Raw genomic sequence first — 23,686 nt, 5'->3', positions numbered from 1 at the left:
TTGCTTTTGTTTAAAGTGTAAATCTTTATATGCTTTGAAGTATAAGTGATAAGTCATTCTATATAATTAAATTATCACTATTATACATTGTAATTTTTTTGAGGTGATACTTATCATAATAGCCATTCGTTGATTGTTAAAAATGTTATACAATACGGAATGTAATTCTTGTCACTAACAATCTGGTATCTTGCTGGCCTAACTGCATTTAAGGTAGGGGCGATCTAGAACAGCCTGATAGGGTAATGGTAAATTGAGGAATTCATGGATATCAGCACATTAGTGTTTTGTGGTTTGGCTCTGGCGGCGGGATGCTTTGTACAGAGTACTGTCGGCTTTGGGATGGCTATTGTTGCAGCGCCGATTGTTTATTTTTTCGAGCCCCGTTTTGTTCCTGGTACTATTACCCTTGTCGGATTGGTACTGGCGTTAATAAATATGTGGCAGTACCGTACTATGCTCTCGTTCAAAGGGCTAACTGCCGCTTTTATTGGACGTATTCCGGGCACAGTTGTTGCCGGATTTTTGCTGTTATATATCACTGCAGAGTCATTGGCATTGGTGCTTGGAATTGGAGTCTTGCTTGCTGTGGTGATTAGTTTGATGAAGGTCAGGCTCAAACCTACGCCGAAAGCCCTGTTTTGGGCTGGGTTTGCGTCGGGCGTCATGGGAACCAGTACGAGTATCGGAGGCCCGCCGATGGCATTAGTCCTGCAGCATGCTGAAGCCGGTAAGTTGCGAGCCAATCTGGCCGGATATTTTGCTTTTAGCTGCGTGCTGTCGTTGATGGCCCTATCAGCAACAGGGCATTTTAGCTGGTGGCACTTTAAATATGGCATGATGATCCTACCGGCACCTTTGCTGGCGACTTGGTTGGCATATAAGGTTCAGCACCTGATCAAGGCTGAATGGTTACGCTACGCCTTGCTTGTACTGTGCTCGGTATCTGGGGTTATCGCGATCTGGCAGGGCGTCAGCCCGCAGTTTGCTTAAAGCCCGCAAAATATGACCACGACGGGCAGATTTTTCCTCGCTTATTGAACCAGAGAATCTCAACTGATACCCTCGCGATAAGTTGTTGTGAGAAAAGACCTGTGAGCATGCCAAGCAAATCCAAAGCTCAGCTCCTCGATGAAATCGCGAAGTTACGTGCCGAACTGACTGCTGTACACCTGACTAAGGAAGAACGAACCGCAGAGCTTTATAATAGCGAACAACGTTTCGCTATGGCCATGCGCAGTGCCAACGATGGTTTATGGGACTGGGATCTACAGACCGATGAGGTCTATTACTCGCCGCGTTGGAAAAGCATGCTAGGGTATGAAGAGCATGAGTTAGATCATATGCTCAGTACTTGGGAAGCAATAGTTCATCCTGATGATAGGGTGAGAGTCTTGCAAAAGGCTCAGGATTATTTATCTGGAATAGTTACGTCATTTGAAGTTGAAATGCGTATGAGGCATAAGGATGGCCACTATCTTTTTATCCGTTCTCGGGCATTTCAGGTCAAATGTAACGCGACAGACAATCCCCACCGTTTAATTGGCACCCATGTCGATATAACACAGCGAAAAAAAGCAGAAATCTTAGATAAGCGTAATGCAAAAATTTTAGAGATGATTGCCAAGGGCAATCCTGCATCAGAGATCTATGATGAAATCGCGTTACTGTATGAGGAGCGCCATCCAGGAATACGATGTTCGATGCTGGAGCTGGAAGGCAACAAGCTACTCCACGGTGGTGCCCCAAGTCTGCCTAAAGAATATTGCGAGGCCGTACATGGCCTCGAAAATGGCCCCAATATCGGTTCGTGCGGAACATCTACGTATACGGGCAAGCGCGTGCTTGTCGAAAACATTGAAACCGATCCTAAATGGGCCAATATAAAGCATGTTGCTACTCCTCACGGTATGCGCTGTTGCTGGTCAGAGCCGATTAAAAGTTCTTCCGGTAAAGTATTAGGGGCTTTTGGTATGTACTATAACCACCCCGCATTACCCAATGATGAGGAGTCAAGTGATCTGACATCTGCAGCAAGGCTTGCTGGTATTGTTATGGAGAGAGAGCATAACCTGAAGCGGATACGGGAGTTAGCTTATAAAGATGAACTGACTCAATTATCAAGCCGTGCTCAATTCTATTTGACTCTCGAAAAGATGATAAAGTCATTCGATCTAAATAGTCTCCGATTCAGCTTACTTTATATCGACTTGGATAATTTTAAAAATGTAAACGATAGCCTTGGCCACGATGTCGGTGATCGGCTTCTTAAAGAGGTTGCACAACGTTTGCAGCAAGCCTGCCGCGAAGTTGATCTTATCGCACGTATTAGCGGTGATGAGTTCTGCATTATCGTCAATGAGGTCGTAGATAATGACTGTGCTGGGAAGGTTGCTCAGCGTTGTCTTCAGCTTATTTCAGAGCCTGTCGAGTTCGAGGGAAGGAAGCTAGTGCCCTCTTGTAGTATCGGGATTGCACACTACCCATTAGACGGAGAAACTCATCAAACTTTGTTAAAGGCTGCGGATACCGCGCTGTACGAAGCAAAGGAGCTTGGAAAGAACCGCTACGCTTTTTATAACGAAGAGCTTACGACTAAAGCAGAGTATCGATTCAAAGTCGAACAGTATCTGAGAGAGGCAATTGAAAAGCAACAGCTAAGCCTCGTTTATCAACCGCAGGTAGACATTACTTCCGGTAACATTGTCGGTGTTGAAGCATTATCGCGTTGGTACCATCCTCTACTTGGACAAGTTTCCCCTGTTGATTTTATTGCCACAGCTGAAAGTATCGGCATGCTTCCTCTTTTAACCGAATGGGTTCTGCACACTGCCTGTGAGCAGCTAGCCTGTTGGAAACATTCAGGTTTGACCTCTGTTCGTGTGGCGGTAAACATATCGCCTAGTCATTTTTTAGATAAAGACTTTGTTCCGCTGATTGCGCGGGTTCTCGAAAAAACCGGAATATTGCCCGATGATTTGGAGTTGGAAGTTACCGAGGGGGTTGTCCAGACTAATCAACAGAACCTTTTTGTTTTTGAACAGTTAAAGGAGCTCGGAGTTAAATTGGCGATTGATGATTTCGGAACTGGATATTCATCTGTCGCTTCTTTAAAGCACCTGAACATTGATGTCCTGAAAATCGATAAATACTTTATTGATGACATACTGACAGATCATAAAACCCGCCTTTTGGTGAACTCTATGATCGATATGGGTCATAACCTTGGGCATAAAATTATTGCCGAAGGCGTTGAGAAACACGAACAATTGGAACTGCTTCAGAAACTTGGATGTGAAATTGGGCAAGGGTACTTGTTTAGCAACCCCGTCAGCGCTGATGAAATGTCTCAATTGCTTAATCTGAGCACTGTTGTGTAACGAGGTGTTTATCTAAGGTTGGTGAACAGAGATATGATAAGTTGAAAGTGTTGCTCGGCTTGCGGAAATGCCCAGTAAAAAGGCCTCTTGTTGAGGCCTTTTTTGATCAGTGGATAACCGGAATATCATTGAGCAGACTGAAGTTCCGCTCTTCGAGCTCGTAGGATGGCATCGGTTTACCGAGGTAGTAACCTTGGCAGAAATCAAAGTTACAGTTTTGCAGATACTGAAGTTGGTTGATGGTTTCAACGCCTTCAGCGACAACCTTTAGATCCAGCTTTTCACAGATAGCTTGGGTGGCCTCGATGATCGCCTGGCTGCCTTTGTGCTCACCCTGAACAAAGCTCTGGTCCAGTTTTACGGTACTGATCGGCAAGTCCTGTAACTGAGACAGTGATGAGTAGCCGGTACCGAAGTCATCCAGGTAGAGTTCAAGTCCCAATGTGGCAAGATCTTCCAGGCACTGCTTGGCTTCATCGTAATCTTGCAACATCGTTGATTCTGTCAGTTCTAGAGCTAGCTGGGCAGGATCAATATTATATTGCTGGATAAGCCCTTCAATTGCGGGGGCCAGACTGGACTGCAGCTGTGCCCGTGACAAATTGACACTCATGATAAATTTCTGGTCGTATTTCTTTTGCCAGTTTGCCAACTGCTGACAAGCGGTTTTCAAAATCCAGCGTCCAAGCGGAACAATTTGACCGGTTTCCTCAGCCAGTGGAATAAACTCGGCAGGTGAAACCTGACCCAGCTCTTCGTCGTGCCAGCGGATAAGGGCTTCAAAGCCTTTGAGCTTATGAGCCTTTAAATCGACGATAGGCTGGTAGTACAGCTCAAAGGTATCGGCCTCAAGAGCCAGTGTCAGATGGTGACGAAGCGTCATTTTGCGATAAAGCGCATCTGCCATATCCGGAGAAAAATGATGGCTTCGGTTACGTCCGCGCAATTTTGCCCGATGCATGGCCATATCGGCTTGTGTGACCAGTGTTTCGATATCTTTGGCATCTTCAGGATAGTTAGCAGTACCGATACTGCAACCGATAGATAATTCACCTACTTCTTTAAGATGGAAGGGCTTATTGAGTGACGCAATGATGTGTTTGGCAAACAAGGTTGTATTTTCGATATTACGGTGTTCAACCTGAATAATGAATTCATCACCCCCAAACCGAGCCAGCAATCCTTTGAACTTGACTGACTCTTGCAAACGGATTGCAATTGCACGTAATAGTTTGTCACCAATAGCGTGGCCGTAGGTATCGTTGACTAACTTAAAGCCGTCGATATCTAAGAACAACAAGCTATAGGGTAGTTGGCTGTGCTGGTTTTCAATGATGGCATTGGTGATACCGCGCCGGTTGAGCAAACCAGTTAGGAAGTCATGCTCCGCATTGTATTTAGCTTTGTGAAGTTGTTCTTTTTCTAGGGTGATGTTAACCAAGTTGAGAAGTAGCTGCTTTTTGTCATGCAACCACTTTCCATCGATATCAAACCAATGATGATTTTTGCCTGTCCAACACAGTTTTTTGTGGCGAATAGTGCCGTTCTGGCGTGCTTCTGCTACCCAATCGTTGGCAAGGGTGATATCGCCTAGAAAATTGGCTAAGTCTTGCAATCGAAAACCAAAAGAATGGCTAAATGCATTATTGGCACTGATTAGATCACCACGCTCAGAAAATAGCAGCGCGAGGTTTGAGCAGCCGGAAAAAGCGAGTTCGCGTCGTAAGCTAGACTCTTCGGCAACGACTTCAACCAGCATAGCAACTCTGCCATCAGCGAGAGGAATTCCGGAGAAATGGCATAGCGCCTTTTTCAAAATGTCGTTTGGCGTGAAATACCACCATGTTTTAATGGCTTCGCCATTATTAAAGCGTTGCTGGTAACCTTCTAGAATCGCATTAACTGCTGCTGACATGTCTGCCCCGAGATCTCTGGAGAGCAGTTCATCGGCTGTGGAGGCTTCCCATAACGGCAATGATGCTTTGTTGGCCCAAATAATTTTTTTGTGGTGAATATCAAATACCCAAACAGGGGATTGAAGGCGCTCAAAAAGCGCAAAGGGATGGTTCATTGCCAATTCTTGGAGAATTATAGTGATTGTTATTAGTAGGTTAGCTTAAAAACAATTGTATAAATATGGATGTTCTGTAAAAGCGTGAGACTAATTCACTAACCATGAAAAATGAGATGTATATTATTGAAAAAATGGAGAAAAAATGATAGCCATCACCTTTTCTCCGGTATAGTCAGGGGTTATTAATTCAGTGATAGTTTCACTTGGAGACCTATGAACTGCCGGTCATAATCGGCGCCTGCATCGAGCGCAAAATTAGCAGCGTCTGTGTTGCCAAACCATGGGGTATAGGTAAAGCTGACCTCGGTGTCGCCTTGCCACCAGTTTGTCATCCAATAATGAATATGACCTACAGGGTTTAGGAAGAATAAGCTAACATCACCGAGTGTTTCAGAGCCCATGACCTCACCACCATTTGAGGTAATACCGGCTTCGGTTTGGAACATCCACTCACCGACCGCAGCTCCAAATAATGGTGTCACGATGATGTCTTGAATTGAGGGAACCTCAGCAAAGGCTTCTACGCCATACTCCCAGAAAAATGTCGACATCGTGGCTGAGTACAAGAACGACTCCCACTCGTTGAAACCTGAATGGCGGGCTGCGGTATAATATACCCCGCCAAAATACGGATGCATAATGTAGTTTAGGTAGTGAGCATCCTGATCCCATACCGGTCCTGCACTTACGTTATCCCACCATTTTTTTCCAAGGTTGCTGAGATCGCGATCTTCGTCATCCCAGTTTGTCACGCTTTCGGGCAGAAAAGTCATTAAACCAACGGTTGCCAGACTCAACCCGAAAATGGTGTAGGACTGCCCTAACAGGTAATCCCAGTTTTTTTCAGATTGGACAGATAAATGCATTGGCAGCGTATTTACTGATTGAGTTTCAGATAGGCTGGAGTCTGTTGATGAGACCTCGTTTGTAGCCGAATAGCGTGCCGGTTCAGCGTAGTAGTTTAAAAAGGTGCTTTGGCTATAGCTACTGTAGGTTGTAGGGGCATCGTTCCAGGCTAAAGCTGGAGCACTCAATGAGCAACCCAGAACAAGTGATGAAAAAAGTGTAGTGCGCAATGTACGCTCCGAAAATGTAGATCAGGACAGGAATAGAGGAAAGGCAAGAGTATCCCTGAAATCATAAAAAAATCCTAGTCTATATTTACAGTGATTTTGTTGAAAATTATGTGAACTGTCATGATTTAGCAGGATTTTGCTTGTAAATGTGTCGTTTTTATACTTTTAAAGAATAAAGGCTTGCATATGCAAGCCTTTTGGTACTTTGGCGGGTATTGTAACCGGTTAACCAACGGCTGGGATAACACCTGCCATTTGTAAGAACTGAGCAGAAATGATCATGATACCGATGCCGGTAACGAGAACCAGTGCCGGCGTTCCTCCACTAACCTGGTAGCTCGTACAGTGGTCTGGGCGTTGTTTGCGCTGGGCTTTAACCATTGCGACAGGTAGGAAGATAGCAAGGATCACCAGTGCGATTGCCGCGTAGCCTAATGCCATAATGAAGCCTTGTGGGTAGAACAGGGCAAAACATAGCGGTGGAAGAAACGTCACCAGTGCGGTTTGAATGCGTCCTTTCGTTTGGCTACCACGATTGAGGGTGTCCGACAAAAAGTCAAACAGCCCTAGGCTTACACCGAGAAATGATGTCATTAATGCCAAATCAGCAAAGATTGAAACCGACTGACTTACCATCGGGTTGTGCAGCATATTGCTCAAGGTGGCAATAAAAGCTCCAAGCGTCGTGCTGGCCATCAGATCAGGCTGGCTGAGTACCCCCTGGCTGGCAACCTGCCATAGTACGTAGATCATCAAGGGAACCGCTGAGCCGATCACCATAATTTTCCGTAGTGCTTTTATATCCAAACCTACGTAGCGAACAATAGAAGGAATACTACCGTGGAAGCCAAACGAGGTGAAAACCACTGGCAAGGCTGAAAGTAGCAGACCTTTTTGCACCGGCATGTCGACAAGATGCCCACCTTGAACATGGGGAACAAGTAGGCCCAGCATGATAGCAAGTGCCACTACCTTTAGTGCAAAAAGCACCCGGTTGACTATATCAACAGAATGGGTCCCGACAGAGACCACAGATGCAATCATGAGTGTGAAGATGATAGTACCGGTCTGCGGGTTGACATCCAGGCCTATCCAATTGTTGAGTTTGTCATTTAGCTGAGCGCCACCTCCGGCGATGTAGGCCGAACAAAGTGAGTAAAAAAGAAACATCATTGCGAAACTGGCAATGATCTGTCCTTTTCTTCCCAGCAATTGATGAGCAAGGGTATGCAATGTCGCATTTTGATCGGCATGCTGGTGGACTTCCAGCATGAGCAGTGCGGTATATATCATTAGCGCCCAGATACCAAACATGGTGACTGTTGCAGTGGCAAAGCCTAAACCAGCCGAAGCCAGAGGTAGTGCTAGCATACCGGCCCCGATTGTTGTACCGGCAATAATCAAGGTGCTGCCGAATGTTTTATTCATGGACATTGAGTTGAAGCTCCCAGCTTTAAGTTTTTGATCTATGAGGGAGAAGGAGGCTGTATCAAAGGACGCCTACCTGCGGTCTGATCTCCCGGAAAAAGGAAACAGCCACAATGGAGAAATCGAGATGAATGGTGATTACCGGGTGGTAACTTTTCTTTACACCTGATCGTGCCACTGTGGCTATCGATAGTAGGTGTGGCTGTAGCGAATTTTCATGCATTCTCCCTTTGTTGGTAGTAAAACAGCCTGCAAATTTGTCAACAGATGTTGATTGCGACTGTTTGCTACCTTAAAGGCAGTTAACTCAACTGTCAACTATTGTGATCTTTAGTGTAAACTTATCTTTACTATCTTGTTTGATTAATGCCGTCTCAGTTGGTAACTGTTACTTGACTCGTCGTGACTACTAACGATAACGGGCCATTATTGTGTAATTGCTGGAGTGAATTGGTGTAAGGTGTAAAGAACGCTATTCATCACAGCAAGGAAGAGAGGGAAGCATGTTGCAAGTAGTAATGATCAGTACCGGAGAAGAAGTACTGCATGGGGATATGTACGTTTCCCCAATTACACCTCTTATCAATTTATATTAAGCCCCCCCCGTCCTGCCTGGACTTTATGCCCAAAAGAAACTCTCAATACGTCATCAGAAAAATTGACAACTATCAATAAATTATCAATACTGTATTTACAACCAGTGTCCATATTGTTGCATTGGAGGCAAAGTGATAAACACCAGGCTATTAAGACATTACCCGTTAGAGTATTTAGAGCCAGCGTTGTACGACTTATTGCTTCTAGCTAAGACTTCTTCCGAAGAAACTAGGGCCCCAAAAAATGCCGCTCCGTTAAATGCATTTCTGCATATCACTTCAACAAAATTTAAGTTCATCAACACAAATAGTGCAAAATTCACTGAGCATGTACTGACTGGCTTTGTTGGCTTTATTTATACAGAACTAGACACCACAATTTTGGGCAAATACGCCTTGGCAAACGCAGTGAAGCGTCTTCCTTGTTGTAATCTGCCGTTCAAATTCTCAAGCATAAAACTGACGGATGATGCAAAGCTGGCGGTTGAGTACTATAAGAAGAACTTTAGTGTTGACGAACAGGTAAGGCAATTTTATCAAGGATGGTTTGTAGAGGCTAAAGACGGTAAAACGACGTTCCTCGACCTAACTTCGATATATCTAATTTATGATGAAGTGCTTATTTCGCAAATCCATGAGTCAACGAAACGCTTTGCCATAAAAGAAGCTTGTAACACTCTCAAAACACGCCTGGCTGACTTCAACTGCATCATTCAAAAGCTTCCTATTGTTGCCCGTGATAGTCATGCTTTCCATGATGTGATGTCATCTAAGAACATCAACAAGACGATGAGTTGTATTTATTCACTTTGCTTGAATGATGCAGTGCAAGACGAGCGATGCCTGAAAACATTTCACCTTAAATGGCAAGGCGCGATCAGTATTTTCAAAGAGGTGTTTGTTAAGAAAGACATTGTCGGGGAGCCTCGTGTTGAATTGCTGGCACCTGAATTCAAAACCTCGGGGAAGCAGGTGACATCTAAAACAAAAGAGCAGAAAGATAAGGACGGTAACGCGTTTAACAATAAACTGATCACCCCTATTCCGCTCTCCTATAGTGATACAGCAGCAAAAGAGCTTATCTTTGAGTCAATAAAAGCCGATATCAATCACGTCAAACTTCACTGCCGTAATATTTGGAATGAGTCGATTGAAAACCTAAATAATTTCAAGGCGCTTGCTGAGAGGGGGCAAGTGAGACCAGAACTACTTGGGCCGGCTAATAAAATCCCTGTAGATATGAGCCAAGATGAAAATATCTGTGCCAGTTTCAGGCACTACGGTTTCAGATACAAGGGTTCGAACTACCCTGATTGGATAACAGGGAAGAATAAAGACAAAAATTTATTAACCCTATTGGCAATGCCAACGGCTACCACCATGAGTGCGTTTTGTTACTTGCTTATCGAGATGCATCCACAAATCACCCCGTCTTGGCTTGAAGATTGGGATTTGTACAATAACAAAGGTGACCGCCATGGCTATCGGGAAGTAAGTGGTGTTTGGATTGCGCTTAGTAAAAAGGAGCGTAAAGGGAAGGAGTTGGCACAGCAGGAAGTGGTGCTTAATGCCGAATCGAAGAAGCTTATAGAAGAATACCTTGAGCTGACAGAACAGCTGCGAACTCAGCTTCAGCAAGAATCGAATGACAGTTTTCGAAAAATGCTGATATCGGCTGATAGTATTGGCAGCAAGGCTCGAACATACAGCTCAAATAAGCCCAACACTACAGCACTAAGTCGGAAGCTGGCCGAACCTTCAGAGCATAAAACGGATACACACGCTATCAGCATTTCCAAACACGTGACACACGCCCGAATGCGCTCAGCTGTGGGAGTTCGTGTTTACCTGGAAACTGGGAGTGTCCACGCCATGTCAGAAGCCTTGGGACATGAAAAATATATCCCAGTATTGATTAATCACTATTTGCCGAAACCGCTTTGGGACTACTTCACCAACCGCTGGATTCGTCAGTTCCAAAACGCGATTGTGTATGAAGCCATGAAGGACTCACGCTACCTACATAAGGCAATTGACATTCATCCTGATGAGCTGAACAGCTTTTTGGAAAACCATGGCCTAGGTGAACTGCCTGAGCATATTCGGACGGGTAAGAAGAAGGCAATGGATATTGCTAATGACAATGTCTGTCAGTTTGAAGGTGCTGTTTTTCTAGTGTCTACCTCCCTGTTACAGATCTTCATGGCACTCGTTACCACCGTTGATAATGCATCGGATGATACGGAGATTACTCAGTTTGCTAAGAACTGGTATGAAGCAGCCAAATTTGTCCTGTCACACATTTCCGTGGCACTTGAAAACCGCAAAGGTAACAGCCCTGGTAATGCTGAAATGATCAGTAATGACATCGCGGATATGTACCGTGTTGCGACAAATAAACCATTAAATCCTGAACTTATCGAGGAGGCAATCCTATGGCAGTCAGCTTAATTGTTGATAACACGAAGTTGAAAGCACAGATTCTTTCTGGTGAAAAACACATGGAAAATTTCACTAAAGAGGAGTCTGTTGGGTTTGTTCAGTTAGTTGCAAATATGCCACTAAACGAGCAATTGGCCTTTACATCCAAGGCGGCAAGCGCAGTGCAGTCAGTTTTCGCTTACGATGAGTTCCATCCGGATTGGCTTGTTGATGGAACTGAATTTGAGCATGACTTCTGGAAAATTAAAGTGGGCGGAAAATCACTTACTATTGATTTTAATGTGCCGTTAAATGATAAAAAATCATTAGTATCAATTAAGCACAGGCCGCTACTAAACACATTTAAGCACTGGCTTGTGCAGGCGGGAAATCCATTATTAAACGGTGGTAGATTGTTAAAACCAAATACCACCTATAGGCAGATTAGCCATCGATTAAGGCTAATTGATGCAATATTACTCCGAGCTGCTGATATTAATCTCGCCGAGCGACATATGCTGGCTGTAGATAGGGATTTTGTTCAAGACCTGCTCGTTCAGTACGCTGAAGGAGGGACACATCGACTCTATCGTTACCACAAAAAAGTTCGCGAATATCTCCTAGAAAAAATCGAAACAATGTCTGATGCTGACGCCACTGCCTTTGCTGAGCAGTTCCCATACATAACGCGGACAATTCTTGAGGATGAAAATGCGGTCTTTTTAACAGAAGATCAAATAGTTAAAGCTTGTTGTTTTTTGCATGAAGAGGGTGCCTACAAGCTAAAAAGGTGGTCAACACCAACACCTAATTCTAAATATTTCGTAAATATCTTTTACAAACAGCAAACCCTCTATGGAGAATCAATAAAATTACCGAAGATTGATGTTTTAGCGATATCTCCTGACAAAGATTTGACAGAATGCTGTCCGGTTCCCGTAGCAGATTATGGAAATGGTGGTATCAGTGAAAGGTCTTTGGGCCCACTTATTACTGATTTTAGGGGGTTAGTGGCCATCGAGACTGACGGTACGAGCCTTTGCTCTGATAAGACTTTCGATAAAATCAAAGTACAAACTATTAATGAATTGGTTATTGTGCGCAGCACAGGCCGCTTCACAACGCTACCCGCTGATGTTGTGTTTGCATCTATGCGCAATGCTTTTGAATTCTGTATTGAGTACGCTGATACCATTCTTGACTCCATGTATCAGGTCTTGAAGAGCGCACCAAAGGAAAAACGAGCAAAAGTACCAGGGACAACCAGGAATCAATTAGCCGACTACAAGGCCAAAGGTTTCTTGGCGTATGTTTCTCCCAAGTTAATCGAATTGGGCGTCTGCCAATGGTGTGTAGACACAAGTGACCCCAAGCGATTTGAATTGCGCAGAAAAAAATGTGGCTTTGTAGATTTGTTCCATGTGCTTACGGGTTCTATTCAGCTAATTACTGGCGCAACAATGGCGAGACGTGTTGGAGAATTGATAGATTTACATCCTACCGATTGCCTTTTGCCTGCAGGGATAGATCCTAATTTAGAATCGTCTGCAAAGGTGGAGTTTGAGCTGATTTTTGAAAATAGGAAGTCTGGGGTTGGTGGTGACAAAGCCCTGCGTGAAACGCTTTCAAGACCAATTCTTCGTAGCGTGGCGGGCCTGCTATACAAGCTTGAAGCGTTTAATGAAAAACTGATTGAAGACAAGCTAATCACTCAGAATAAAGCGACGCTGTTTCCTTCTGTCGTGAAAAAGGCCGCAGAGCCAACAGCCATTACGATGGAAAGTTATAATATTAACCTTGATGCTTTTTGTGATTATTTTGAATCGCCTACAGTGCAGTATGACGAAGACGATGTACGTCGCTACTATATTCGACAACATCAGCTGCGGCGCTTTTTCGCCATGGTGTTCTTCTGGAGGAATGGCACCAATAGTTTGGATACCCTCCGTCACTTCCTCGGCCATACGGATTCAGAGCACCTGTACCACTACGTGACGGAAGGCCTCCAGGGCGAGGTTCTAGCTGGTATTAAAGCTCGGTGTATTCGCGAAGGGATGTCTAAGCATGGCATCGAAAATATCGATAAGTTAGCCCCCATATTGAAAGAGCGGTACGGTGTGGATTACCTGAAGCTTAAAGGCTATCGCGAGGTTTTGTCTGACTATGAAGACTGTGATGAAGATGATGCTCATCTTTCCCCTCCACTAGAGCTGATTCGGGAACAGTTTGAAAAGGATTCAATTGATTTTGAAAAGGATATTACCAAGTTGCTGCTAGATGGAACCATCGATTTAGAGCCTGAATTTTTTACAATCAAAGACGAAGCCGGCAATGTCATTACCGACTACAAGATGATCTTACGTGTTAAAGAGGAATTCTGATGAAAGAAATGACCCAAAAAGAAATAAACCAGCAATCGGTACTGGCTGCAGATGAGTTTCTGCGTGAGATTATTCAAAAACCTGCCGACTTTGTTGCAGATAAGTCACTGCGTGATGTTTTAAAGAGCCAGGGAGCCTTTGCAAACTATGAAGACACTAGCAGGTACATTGTGCCTTGCGCGAAGAACACACAAGAATCAAATGCTAATCTGGTGCTGGAAGATGGCTACGCTGGACTCGATCAACGAAGAATAAATGCATTAAAGGAATTAAATGCAACAATAGGCAAAAAAGAAAGGCCTAATCCAGAAACAAAAGCGGGCTTAAAGCTGCAAGTGGAAGAATTAAAGCAAGAGGTTGAAATGCTAACGATCCACAACGCCATGATGACAGGCCTATTAACTGACATCAAGGAAACTGCAAGTAACTATGCTGAGAGATCTGGAAGTCGGCAATTGCAGGCTGATTGGGTAGAGCAACGCAAAAAAATCAGCGCGAAGGTCAGCTTTATCAACAACAAACACCTTTTAAAGGCGATGTCTAATAATGTCACCCTTATCAACAACAAAGAACTTTAAAGGTGTTGTCTGATGGCCCAGCTCTATAATTGTATTCAGTCTGAGTTTGAAATGTGGACAGCCTATTCGCCGGAGCGAAAAAATAATCTCCATACAAAAAAGGCGAAAAAGTTACCTTTCATCAAATATCCTGATGGTGTTCCTTGCACAGAAGCCAATGTTTATATGTTGGGGTTATGGAGCCGCTCATTGTCACAAAGGACGGAAGACGGTGGAACGCCGAAAACCTACGCTTCACATATATCGCACCTGATCCGTTACTGTTATAGCAGGGGATGGGCGTTTACTGCGTTAAATGATGATCGATTTGGAGATTTTATTCACTTTATTCACCATGAAACCAACAAGTTTGGCAAGCGAGTGAGGGGGATTAATCAAGTCAGAATGATTGGACAAACCTGTATTGACTTTCTAAGGACTGTCGCTGATTTTCATGGTGACGAAACCTTGATTGGTGATCAGGATTTTCATGCCATTAAGGTTGAAAAGAAGGAAGTCAAAACATTTGTTGAGGGGATGAAAGAGCCTAGGATAACGTTTCAATATACCCACGGCTCAATTCCAAAGGGTGACTCAGCGAATAAGCGGTTGCCTATTGCGGACTCTGCTGCTGCCGCCATCAAGAAGCAGATTGACGAACATAAAAATCCTTACGTCAAATCACGTGACACTATGATATATCAGTCATTAGAGCAGACTGGTGCAAGACGTACCGAGGTCATGCTACTGCATGTTGACGATGTCAGGGAAGCACTCAGAAAGGCCAAGAGCGGAAAAAGTGATACAGTTAATTTGCAGTTTACCACGCTTAAACGGAAGGAAGAGCATACGCGCCAAGTCCCTGTGCCAGTGACTTTTTTGCATAACTTGAAAGAGTATATTACTAAAGTCCGACGTAAAATTATTAAGGGGACAATCGGTAAAGAAAATGATCATGGGTTTGTGTTTATCGATATTAGAAGGGGAACACCTCTTAAACCAGACACCATCAGCACATACTTTAACAAGTACAAGCATGCCGCAGGTATCACTGATGAGTGCTTTGCACACTTGATACGACATGCTTATCTGACTGAGCGATTGAAGCAAATCATCTTAGAGCACAAGTTTAAGAATAAGGATGAGTTCAACAGAGCATTGTTAAATACCGAGCAGTTTAAAATGCAATTGCAACAATGGTCTGGTCATACACGGCCATACTCTTTAAACACATACATAAACCTTGCCTTCTCAGATTTGGCAGGGGTGAGACAGACATACAATGCGGTATCGTTGAAATCAGCAGTTGGTTTGGTTAAAGATGAGCTTGAGACCATGAAGGCTGACTTGAAGAATTCCAGGGTTACCGCGACCGAAATTATCGAAAAAATGCGCTCACTCATCGATGCCTTTGAAATGGACATTAACCTCGCCATCAAGATTGATAAAGAAAACAATGCGAATGAAGAAAGCGAGGAGGAGCAAGTAGCCCATGCTTAGATTCTCTGCGATGACACTTGATAGATGCTCTTCTCAACGGAAAGATAGTGCCTGGGTTAAAGAGCAAAAGCTAAATGCTGGTTTTCTTGTCCTTTGTGATGACAAGAACCTAGTATGTGGAGACTCATACCGGCCGATTATCTTCAGCTATGAACAAATCGTTTCTTCTGCGTTAGAAGACTCGGAAATGGTCTTTCTTGGCGTGCAATCCAGCCAGCCTATGTTCGCCATCGATATTACGGGCATGGAGCTAGATAGCCATCTATTGAACCAAGGCAAGTGGAATGAGCTTAGGCAGATAGCCTCGCACTTAGATAACGACACAGCCTCTTTTCTGATGTTGAGCCGGGGATTATGTCACTGGCATAAGAATAATCGTTTTTGTGGCCGCTGTGGGCAACATACACGCTCCATAGAAGGTGGACACTCGCTTGTGTGTTCAAATGAAAAATGCGGGCACCAAACTTTCCCTCGTACCGATGCTGCGGTCATTATGACGGTAACAAAGCAATTTGAAGACGGGCTAGAGCGAATATTACTTGGACGACAGAAAAGCTGGGTAAAGGGTGTTTATTCCTGCCTAGCTGGTTATGTTGACCAAGGTGAAACGCTTGAACAAACAGTCAGGCGTGAAGTGTTTGAAGAATCCGGAATAATAGTCGGTGATGTTAAGTATATTGCTTCACAGCCCTGGTTATTTCCATCTAGCTTGATGGTCGGGTTTATCGCTAACGCTGAGACTGACCAAATCAGTATTGATGAAGATGAAATAGAGTCAGCAAAATGGTTCTCTCGTGATGAACTAGCACGGTTCGCTGAATATAATGATGATGTTGATGGCTACAAGTTACCACGTAAAGATTCGATTTCCAGTTTTTTGATGGAGCAATGGCTCAATCAAACATAAGTTTTAAATGAACTGGCCGGCTCTATGTGGAATAGATGAGGCTCAATCTGTTAGTTTGGGAATCAGAGCGTGAGCTAAGCTGACAGGTGCCATCGTAACTCTATCAAGCTTTTGCCCCATAGCAATTTAACGTAATTACTCAGTGGCAGAGCGTGCCACTGAAATCACAGTACATTTCCTCATGACAGGTGGCTAAGGGACGGTGCTTAAAAACTCCCAGTTTCTTTCAAAATCAGCGAATCTAACCAGAGACTTTCTGATGCATGATTATGCTTCCTCGGTAAATCAGAACACAGAAAATGTATCATTGATGAACGACAGCTATTCAAGTGCTATGTCATATTGGCACAATTTGAATAAGCGATGTCGTCTTTTGATGTCTCATGGCGTAAATCGATTACCTATACTACCGTCATCAGCTAACGCAACTGGACAATAAAGCAGTTTTCCAAAGGGGTAATCATTATGTCAAACACAGCATTAATCACAGGCGCTTCTAGTGGTATCGGTCTTGAGCTAGCAAAAATTCACGCTCGTAAAAATGGCGATCTGGTTCTGGTCGCACGCTCTGAAGCGAAACTTATCGCACTGAAAAATGAGCTTGAAGAAGAGTACGGTGTAAAAGTTGATGTGATAACCTCAGATTTATCACAATCCGATGCAGCACAATCATTGTTTGAACAGACTGAAGCACTTGGCCTTCAGATCGACACGCTAATCAACAATGCGGGTTTTGGTGGCCACGGTAAATTCCACGAACGTTCTCTTGCTGATGAGCAATCAATGATGCAAGTAAATATGGTGACACTGACTAACCTGACTCACCTATACCTAAAAGGCATGGTTGAGCGTAACAAGGGGAGGATCCTGAACGTATCTTCAACGGCATCATTTATGCCAGGCCCTTTACAGGCGGTATACTACGCAACCAAGTCTTACGTTACCTCATTTAGCCAAGCAGTTGCTGAAGAAGTAAAAGATAACAACGTGACAGTTACAGCGCTTTGCCCTGGCACGGTTGCTACTGGTTTTGTTGCAGCGGGTAACTTGGAAGGCGTTGACGCGTGGAAGAATGCAAAATCACCTCAGTCTGTAGCAGAGTGCGGCTATAAAGCTATGGAAACTGGAGAGTTGGTAGTATTCAACGAATCATCCCTGAAGTTTATGTTTAACTGGATTTTCCCTCTATTGCCACGTAAATCAGTGCTTAAAATGTCACGCCAGGTTATGGAAAAGAAATAGCTTAAGTGTAAGTATTGATATGAAAAGAGCAGATAAATTTGTCATTCCACCAAATTGGAAGGTTCTATTCAAAGACCTTGGTATCAACCTGCAAGTAGTGCTCGGTTACGCTGAGTTGCCATTGGGCTTATTTGAACAGAAAAAGGTACAACTGTCGCCATCTCAATACTTTCAACTGTGGCAAGGCATAGATAAGGCTGCTCAGGTACAAGGTATCGAGCTGGCCTTGAAGCTAGCAGAAGTGATGAGTTTTGAGTCCTTTGATGTACCGATCTTTGCTGCTATTTGCAGCCCTAACCTGAATTCAGCAATTAAAAGATTACAGGAGTATAAGCCTTTAATCGGCCCTATGGAGCTTAGGTTAGATCAAACTGATGCAACGACTGAGATTGAAATTAGCTGTTACGGGTTTACCAGTGCGCTACCAAGCTCATTAAGCCTGACTGAATTGGTGTTTTTTACTCAGCTTACTCGTTTAGCGACACGTCAAAGCATTAATCCAATTAAGGTGGTTTTGCCCGAGCTACCACGGAATTTGAGTGCTTATATCGATTATTTTGGTTGTGAAATTGCACAAGGTTCTGCGACGAAGGTTGTGTTCTCAAGTAAAGATGCGCGAGTACCATTTCTGACTAACAACCAAAGCATGTTGAGCATATTTGACAGTGAACTACGCAAGAAGCTTGAAGCAATGGAAAGCAACCATACTACATCGAGAACAGTTTATACTCATCTAATGGACTTACTTCCGCAGGGAGAAAGCTCCATTGAGGTAGTGGCATCACAAATGGCAATGAGTAAGAGAACTCTGCAACGTAAGCTATCAGCGGAAGGTAACAGCTATCAGTCGATTCTTCATAAAGTTAGAGAAGAGCTGGCTCATTACTATTTGAAAGAAACAGATCTACCTATTACTGAAGTATCGTTTTTGTTGGGCTTTCAAGAGACTAACTCGTTTATTCGTGCATACAGCTCTTGGACTGGTGTTTCACCAGGGCATGTTAGATGTTGATGTATGAGCTATTTTCATAGCTTAAATTATGAGAATAAATCGTTTTGAGGCATAAGAGCTTCAGGTGGGAGCGGGATACTGCATACTTTCTAGTAAATCCTGCATAAAGTAAATCTGATCAAGATTGAAAGCTAATTTGTCCATTCCCGTGCAACTTGGCCACCGCTAGAAAGCTGTGGTCGTTGTGTTTTGAGATACCAAAAGTTATTCGAAGGGTAGATTCCGTATGAGGTGGCCAAGGCGCTTTTGTCCAGAATCGTTAACAGTTGGCACTTTCTAGCTCGAAAGTGTCCCCAAAACGTGTTGGCGGCTGTTTACGCACCGCTTCACTAAATCATCATTTGATTGATTTTTTATGCCTGTAACGTCTCTACAGGCTCGAGAAGAATCAGCTCATTATTTAGTATTCAATGGCCTTAAAGTAGAAGCCGAACTCTTTCTTATGTAATGAAACCTTCAGTAACTCAGGCTTTTGCTTTTTGGTTTTAAGGATACTCTTGACCTTTTCAATTAATGCTGGGTTTTGGTCTGAAACAAAGACTCTGTTAATACTTTCTTCACTATGCCTGTTAACTCCGTGAAGCTGACTGATAACCCTGACTTCATTTTCATAATCCCAAGCTTTGTGCTTGGTACAGTAAGCTCTGAGTATTTCTCTCGAAGTGTTTCCGGTTTTATAAACTATGTCATCAAGGATTGTTTTTGTTTCTATTGTTGGGAGAGTTCCTTCAACATAATCAACCGTCCTAGCAGATACCGCAATGTCGTTTAATACATTGATACTTCTTACTAGTTCGTGATAGTCATACTCAACACACATCCCTCTAAAGCCATTAGCATAATGGCCCCACATCATCATTAAACTAAGAGGCTCTGGTATAGGATTTTTGTTTAATGGCTGACTCGCTCGAGATAATGAGAGTACATGGCGTTGCTCATGGTGGAACCTTAAAAAATCCTCAAAGTGCCTCTTCGTATTCTTTTCTATATGCTCATTGAATCTATCTATACCAACTCTTTTTAGGAATGATTCAACTTCCTTACGAGACTTCTTTAGATCTTTATTTTCTTCGTCAAAAACATAAGTAAGGGCAAGTTTTCTGTCAATTAGTGATACATCGCTTTGTTTTAGGCTCACACGCCCTTCATAGGGATCATTTAAGTCTTTAACACTAGAAAACCACACAGTGTTTTCTCGTAAGCCTTTGAGATGGTAGCACTCACCACTCATGAACTTATATGCCGGGTCTATTGCCATAATCTTCTTTTATATCAGCCTAGTCGTTGCAATATGATATCAACCGCATCGACAATTGAAGTTGATATCATCACAAAATTAAGAAGTTAACTGGATTCAATTACTTTGATGTAGTTGCTACTACATCAAAACCTTGAGTGTTATGTGCGAATAAGCTGCAGTCAGAGTTCCTTTCCATACTTGAACTAATTCATTAATAGCTAAATTAGCAAAATCACTGACTCACTTTTGTCCAATTCCGTGTTTGTGACAGCTAGAAGTTGCTTCCCATAACTGTCCGATTGCATCACATCTTATATCGTAGAGTGCTAGACCGGGTATGGAGTCAGTACAGTCTATGCAACCTGCCAGGAGCCGTCTAAGTCAGCCTTGGGCAGGTTGTGTCAATGAATGACTAGTCGTGCATCATGTTCAGCCAGTAACCCTCTACAGCCTGATGAAAGAATGCATCGATAGGCGCCACATCACCCGCACAGAACGCCCCGGAAAGTGCCCGGAACATCCCTTCGTCAATTCGCACTTTATTACCCTGGAAACACGCGTAATAGCATACAGCCCCATCTAATTGAGTGATCTGGGCGACAAGAACGTGGTCTTCAGAAGTAAAATTCCCCTCCAGCGTCCTAAGACAAAACATCCCACTCCCGACCCACACATTGCATTCCTGAGTTTTGTGTTCAAAGTAAGGTCGTGCGCTAAGTACCTGCATAATTTCATCTCTCCCTTCTTGTGAATGCTCAGGAGATATCAACTGCTTGATAAATCCTGTGATGCAAGATAACCTTTAAAATACTGTATATCCATACATACAAATGCGCAACTGATAGAGTAAAATTCTTACCGGAGTTAATTTGATGGCAGCTTTCCCAAGCCCTGCAGCTGGCCATGAAGAAAAATACATTGGCGACAGCCTACATGAGCACATCATTCGCAAGCCGTCAGCAACACTTATCTGGATGTTCGATTACGACTTTGTACGAATGAACCTGAGAAGGGGTGACATTGCCGCCTTTGAAGTTGACCGAAGGCCGCATAACGAGTGCTTAGCTCTTGTTGAGCATCACGGTGACACCTTCCCAGTTCAACTCTATTGGCGCCATGATAAATGGTTTGCCGTTACTGATGAAAAACAGGGACGCGTCACAGAAGACATGACGTTAGTTGGGGTCGCACGCTGTTTTATCAAAGACCTGCTAGTAGAATAATAAAGGGACGGGCTGATGAAGGTGACGCATATGAATCATTTGAATGCTTTGAGGCGTAAGCTTCAGAAAAAGAAAAGCAAATTCATCGCAGAGCACGAATTCAAAGGCGCTGATGTGCTCCAGCTCTCACGAGAAGAGCTAGATAATGCAGTTGAGCTCAACAAAATTATCTCAGTCATGCTCCATGGGAAGCTGCAATTCCCTGCCTTCCAGTTTGATTCGGATGGCCATGTTTACTCGGCCCTTCAAGACTACTTACCTCGGCTGCTAGAGGCTCGCAGTAACTGGGATATCTGTTTCTGGCTATTCACCGTGCAATCAATCACGCTCAAGCGAGCGATACCAAACGCAGCAATGCTCAGAGGAATATCAATCGAAGAAATGGTTGAGCTTGGTAAGCAAGCAGCAGAGCAGACAGAGCGCTATGCCGGCAAACCGATTGATGCAGCAACAAGCGGAAATTCAGAGGTATTCGCAGCATGCGTTGAGCATCTGCTGAATCCGGATTATCGAGTAATACCGCACAACTAGCACTAAAAACTAAATGCTCAGAGCACTAAAAGCAAAGTTTGAAAAACATTGAGCGCTAAATTTGCAACACACTAAAAACTAAGTATGTATCGCATTGTCCATCGGTGGACAATGGCGAACAATGAAGGACGATTGTATGCCAGAGCTCTCACCAACATTATGTAATCAGCAAAAGCTGTTGAACGCTATCTATAACGTGCAAGAAGAGCCGTCGATTGAGAGCTGGCAGGCGCTGCAGTCCGCGGCTAACCTGGTTAATCAGTTTGCAGTAGAAGAGCTGACAGAGCTGAAATCTGACCTGGCAGAACTGACTTCTTCAGCGATGAATCTGTCGTTGCCCATTGATGACGAGGATGGTGAAGAATTGGTGACGCACAGGCTGTGTGAACTGAACCATGAAATTGAGGCCAGGGCCCAATCCTTTATTGAGCTCAACGCAATCAGATTAGATGCCCAATACGAGTTGAACAGGGCCCGCCAGGCGCTTGCACCACAACATTCTTAGTCTAGTGTTATGTCAAAAATCGCCTCTTAGTCCACTGTTATGTCGAAAAACGGCTCTTAGTCTAGTGTTATGTCGGGATTAAGAGTCGGGGATTTTACTATGTTTACATGCTAAGTGCTGAAAGCATCCTTGCTTTCAAAGTAATAGCGGCATTACTGTTCGGCGTTTTTTGCTATGTCTAACTTTCCTTGCTAGCAAATCCACGTGGCTAATAGATTGAAATGTAAGAGCTAATTTTCAGTTTCCACACTTTTTACATCGAAAGTTTTGGCAATCTCAACACTTTTTACATCGAAAGTTTTGGCAATCTCAACACTTTTTACATCGAAAGTTTTGGCAATCGCAACACTTATCACAGTGAAAGTGCATAGGTTATTAGTCATTTTCATGCTGCGAGGTTACATGCACTAGCATGTAGGAGGCATTTTACATGCTAATGCATGTACCGTTGTCCACCGATGGACAACGATAGACAATGGAACGGTAAAGATTTGATTTTTATTTGGGTTTTTATATCGACAGCAACTCTAGCAACAACGCGGTTGCACGCAATGAGCTAGTTTATGTTTATGTCGCCACGGCGCACTAGCATGCAAAAACGCGAGTAATCGTGACTATAGACATAAACGGGATGCGGCACTGTAGAGCCGCGCATGTATGCATCAAACGCTTTAAAGGTGTGTGCAGGGAGCATAGACGGGTCAACTACTTTAAAAGGGACATTCTCAAGCTCGAAGTCTTCAAGTTCGGGCAACAACAAGTCAAATTCAACGCTCATATAATCTCCTGGCCGCTTCAAAGTTTAAAGCTTATCTTATGACAGCTTATGACAGTGGTTGCGCTTTGCGCTACAATAAACTGTCACTGGAGATTGCAGCACACTAGTGTGTGACTCTAAAGGGGGATTGCCGTCCCCCTTTCAACTCCTTGCCTTCAATACGCTACTGCTTGGTGTCCTTGTCAGAACCAGCGCTTAATTTTACCGTAAATGTCATATCGAGCTTCATATGTCGCTTGACCCATTGGTGCAGTTTCCAGCCACCATAGGAGATAGAGCCAATAAAAGTCACAATGGTAATCACATCTGCGATGAAGCCTAGTGTATTTGATGTAGAGCTAATCAATAGAACCACCTTATCTGTCGACTGACGTCAACTCTGGGAAATAAAAAGGTTGCGAAAAAACCTGCTCTACATACAATGCACACATCCATCGACGCCAATCTATTGGATATGCGCTGCTTATATGCAGAGCTAACACCAAACCCGCTCTTGCGGGTTTTTTGTTGCCATCAAAAAATCAAACCACAACATAGTGTATTTTTCCTTTCTGATAGAGGCACATATCGTAACTGAGCTCAAAAAGCATTCAATTCGATGTTGTGTATTAGGCGAGAATTCTGAAAAACAAACATTGATCTAAATCATTTTTTATCAAGGAGGGTACAGGGAACAACCGATGATTTTGAACCTACACAAAAAATTGAATTTACGCTTTTTTTTGTGCCTTTTTGTCAATAATTTTAATTGCTTCTAAGTCCACTTATTTAGAAAAAAACCACTTGCAAGTTAGATAACAAATGGTTCAAAAAAGGCCGCCACTGGCGACCTTTC

Annotated in this window: 20 protein-coding genes; 12 read left to right on the top strand and 8 right to left on the bottom strand. The window is 43.5% G+C overall.

Going from position 1 to position 23,686, the window contains the following annotated elements:
• Positions 1-264: 264 nt before the first annotated feature.
• Positions 265-993, top strand: a complete 729-nt coding sequence (locus tag MD588_RS01015) for a sulfite exporter TauE/SafE family protein (protein ID WP_265694899.1) — start codon at positions 265-267, stop codon at positions 991-993.
• Between the two features lie 107 nt (positions 994-1,100).
• Positions 1,101-3,380 carry a bifunctional diguanylate cyclase/phosphodiesterase gene (locus MD588_RS01010; RefSeq protein WP_265694898.1) on the top strand — a complete coding sequence of 760 codons (2,280 nt, stop codon included), beginning with the start codon at positions 1,101-1,103 and terminating at the stop codon, positions 3,378-3,380.
• A 106-nt stretch (positions 3,381-3,486) separates the two neighbouring features.
• Here MD588_RS01010 and MD588_RS01005 read toward each other — a convergent pair whose 3' ends face one another.
• From MD588_RS01005 to tyrP, 3 genes are all read right to left on the bottom strand, one after another.
• The gene (locus tag MD588_RS01005) at positions 3,487-5,451 is read right to left on the bottom strand and encodes a putative bifunctional diguanylate cyclase/phosphodiesterase (protein WP_265694897.1); all 1,965 of its coding nucleotides are present in this window, start codon (positions 5,449-5,451) and stop codon (positions 3,487-3,489) included.
• 185 nt (positions 5,452-5,636) lie between these two features.
• Complete coding sequence (locus tag MD588_RS01000; protein ID WP_265694896.1) at positions 5,637-6,530, bottom strand: DUF3943 domain-containing protein; 894 nt, start codon at positions 6,528-6,530, stop codon at positions 5,637-5,639.
• A gap of 225 nt (positions 6,531-6,755) precedes the next feature.
• The gene (gene tyrP / locus MD588_RS00995) at positions 6,756-7,964 is read right to left on the bottom strand and encodes a tyrosine transporter TyrP (protein ID WP_265694895.1); all 1,209 of its coding nucleotides are present in this window, start codon (positions 7,962-7,964) and stop codon (positions 6,756-6,758) included.
• A gap of 776 nt (positions 7,965-8,740) precedes the next feature.
• Here tyrP and MD588_RS00990 point away from each other — a divergent pair.
• The 7 genes from MD588_RS00990 to MD588_RS00960 all read left to right on the top strand — a co-directional run bounded on the left by MD588_RS00990 (position 8,741) and on the right by MD588_RS00960 (position 18,574).
• Complete coding sequence (locus MD588_RS00990; protein ID WP_265694894.1) at positions 8,741-11,005, top strand: hypothetical protein; 2,265 nt, start codon at positions 8,741-8,743, stop codon at positions 11,003-11,005.
• Positions 10,990-13,356 (top strand): hypothetical protein, encoded by a 2,367-nt coding sequence (locus MD588_RS00985; protein ID WP_265694893.1) that lies wholly within the window; start codon positions 10,990-10,992, stop codon positions 13,354-13,356. Before MD588_RS00990 ends, MD588_RS00985 begins: the two co-directional genes overlap by 16 nt.
• Positions 13,356-13,934 (top strand): hypothetical protein, encoded by a 579-nt coding sequence (locus tag MD588_RS00980; RefSeq protein ID WP_265694892.1) that lies wholly within the window; start codon positions 13,356-13,358, stop codon positions 13,932-13,934. Before MD588_RS00985 ends, MD588_RS00980 begins: the two co-directional genes overlap by 1 nt.
• A gap of 12 nt (positions 13,935-13,946) precedes the next feature.
• Positions 13,947-15,413 (top strand): site-specific integrase, encoded by a 1,467-nt coding sequence (locus MD588_RS00975; RefSeq protein ID WP_265694891.1) that lies wholly within the window; start codon positions 13,947-13,949, stop codon positions 15,411-15,413.
• Positions 15,406-16,320 (top strand): NAD(+) diphosphatase, encoded by a 915-nt coding sequence (gene nudC, locus MD588_RS00970; protein ID WP_265694890.1) that lies wholly within the window; start codon positions 15,406-15,408, stop codon positions 16,318-16,320. The genes MD588_RS00975 and nudC overlap by 8 nt, the downstream gene beginning before the upstream one ends.
• Positions 16,321-16,785: 465 nt before the next feature.
• Complete coding sequence (locus MD588_RS00965) at positions 16,786-17,562, top strand: SDR family NAD(P)-dependent oxidoreductase (protein WP_265694889.1); 777 nt, start codon at positions 16,786-16,788, stop codon at positions 17,560-17,562.
• A 19-nt stretch (positions 17,563-17,581) separates the two neighbouring features.
• Positions 17,582-18,574, top strand: coding sequence for an AraC family transcriptional regulator (locus MD588_RS00960; protein ID WP_265694888.1), 993 nt, complete (start codon positions 17,582-17,584; stop codon positions 18,572-18,574).
• Between the two features lie 400 nt (positions 18,575-18,974).
• Here MD588_RS00960 and MD588_RS00955 read toward each other — a convergent pair whose 3' ends face one another.
• Together MD588_RS00955 and MD588_RS00950 are read right to left on the bottom strand one after the other, a co-directional pair.
• Positions 18,975-19,832, bottom strand: a complete 858-nt coding sequence (locus MD588_RS00955) for a DUF2971 domain-containing protein (RefSeq protein WP_265694887.1) — start codon at positions 19,830-19,832, stop codon at positions 18,975-18,977.
• 394 nt (positions 19,833-20,226) lie between these two features.
• The gene (locus tag MD588_RS00950) at positions 20,227-20,541 is read right to left on the bottom strand and encodes a hypothetical protein (protein ID WP_265694886.1); all 315 of its coding nucleotides are present in this window, start codon (positions 20,539-20,541) and stop codon (positions 20,227-20,229) included.
• 145 nt (positions 20,542-20,686) lie between these two features.
• Between MD588_RS00950 and MD588_RS00945 the strand changes: the two genes are divergently transcribed.
• The 3 genes from MD588_RS00945 (at position 20,687) to MD588_RS00935 (ending at position 22,073) form a co-directional block, all read left to right on the top strand.
• Positions 20,687-21,037 carry a hypothetical protein gene (locus MD588_RS00945; RefSeq protein ID WP_265694885.1) on the top strand — a complete coding sequence of 117 codons (351 nt, stop codon included), beginning with the start codon at positions 20,687-20,689 and terminating at the stop codon, positions 21,035-21,037.
• 30 nt (positions 21,038-21,067) lie between these two features.
• Positions 21,068-21,568, top strand: coding sequence for a hypothetical protein (locus MD588_RS00940; protein ID WP_265694884.1), 501 nt, complete (start codon positions 21,068-21,070; stop codon positions 21,566-21,568).
• Between the two features lie 136 nt (positions 21,569-21,704).
• Positions 21,705-22,073, top strand: coding sequence for a hypothetical protein (locus MD588_RS00935; protein ID WP_265694883.1), 369 nt, complete (start codon positions 21,705-21,707; stop codon positions 22,071-22,073).
• Between the two features lie 230 nt (positions 22,074-22,303).
• Here MD588_RS00935 and MD588_RS00930 read toward each other — a convergent pair whose 3' ends face one another.
• From MD588_RS00930 to MD588_RS00920, 3 genes are all read right to left on the bottom strand, one after another.
• On the bottom strand, positions 22,304-22,462 hold the full coding sequence (locus MD588_RS00930) for a hypothetical protein (protein WP_265694882.1): 159 nt from the start codon (positions 22,460-22,462) through the stop codon (positions 22,304-22,306).
• Between the two features lie 167 nt (positions 22,463-22,629).
• Positions 22,630-22,851, bottom strand: a complete 222-nt coding sequence (locus tag MD588_RS00925; protein WP_265694881.1) for a hypothetical protein — start codon at positions 22,849-22,851, stop codon at positions 22,630-22,632.
• Between the two features lie 163 nt (positions 22,852-23,014).
• Positions 23,015-23,197: a hypothetical protein gene (locus MD588_RS00920; RefSeq protein ID WP_265694880.1), complete on the bottom strand. Its 183-nt coding sequence runs from the start codon at positions 23,195-23,197 to the stop codon at positions 23,015-23,017.
• Positions 23,198-23,686: the final 489 nt, after the last annotated feature.

It is taken from the genome of Photobacterium obscurum (assembly GCF_026191635.1).
GTDB lineage: Bacteria > Pseudomonadota > Gammaproteobacteria > Enterobacterales > Vibrionaceae > Photobacterium > Photobacterium obscurum.
This window is presented reverse-complemented; position numbering and strand designations above follow the sequence as displayed.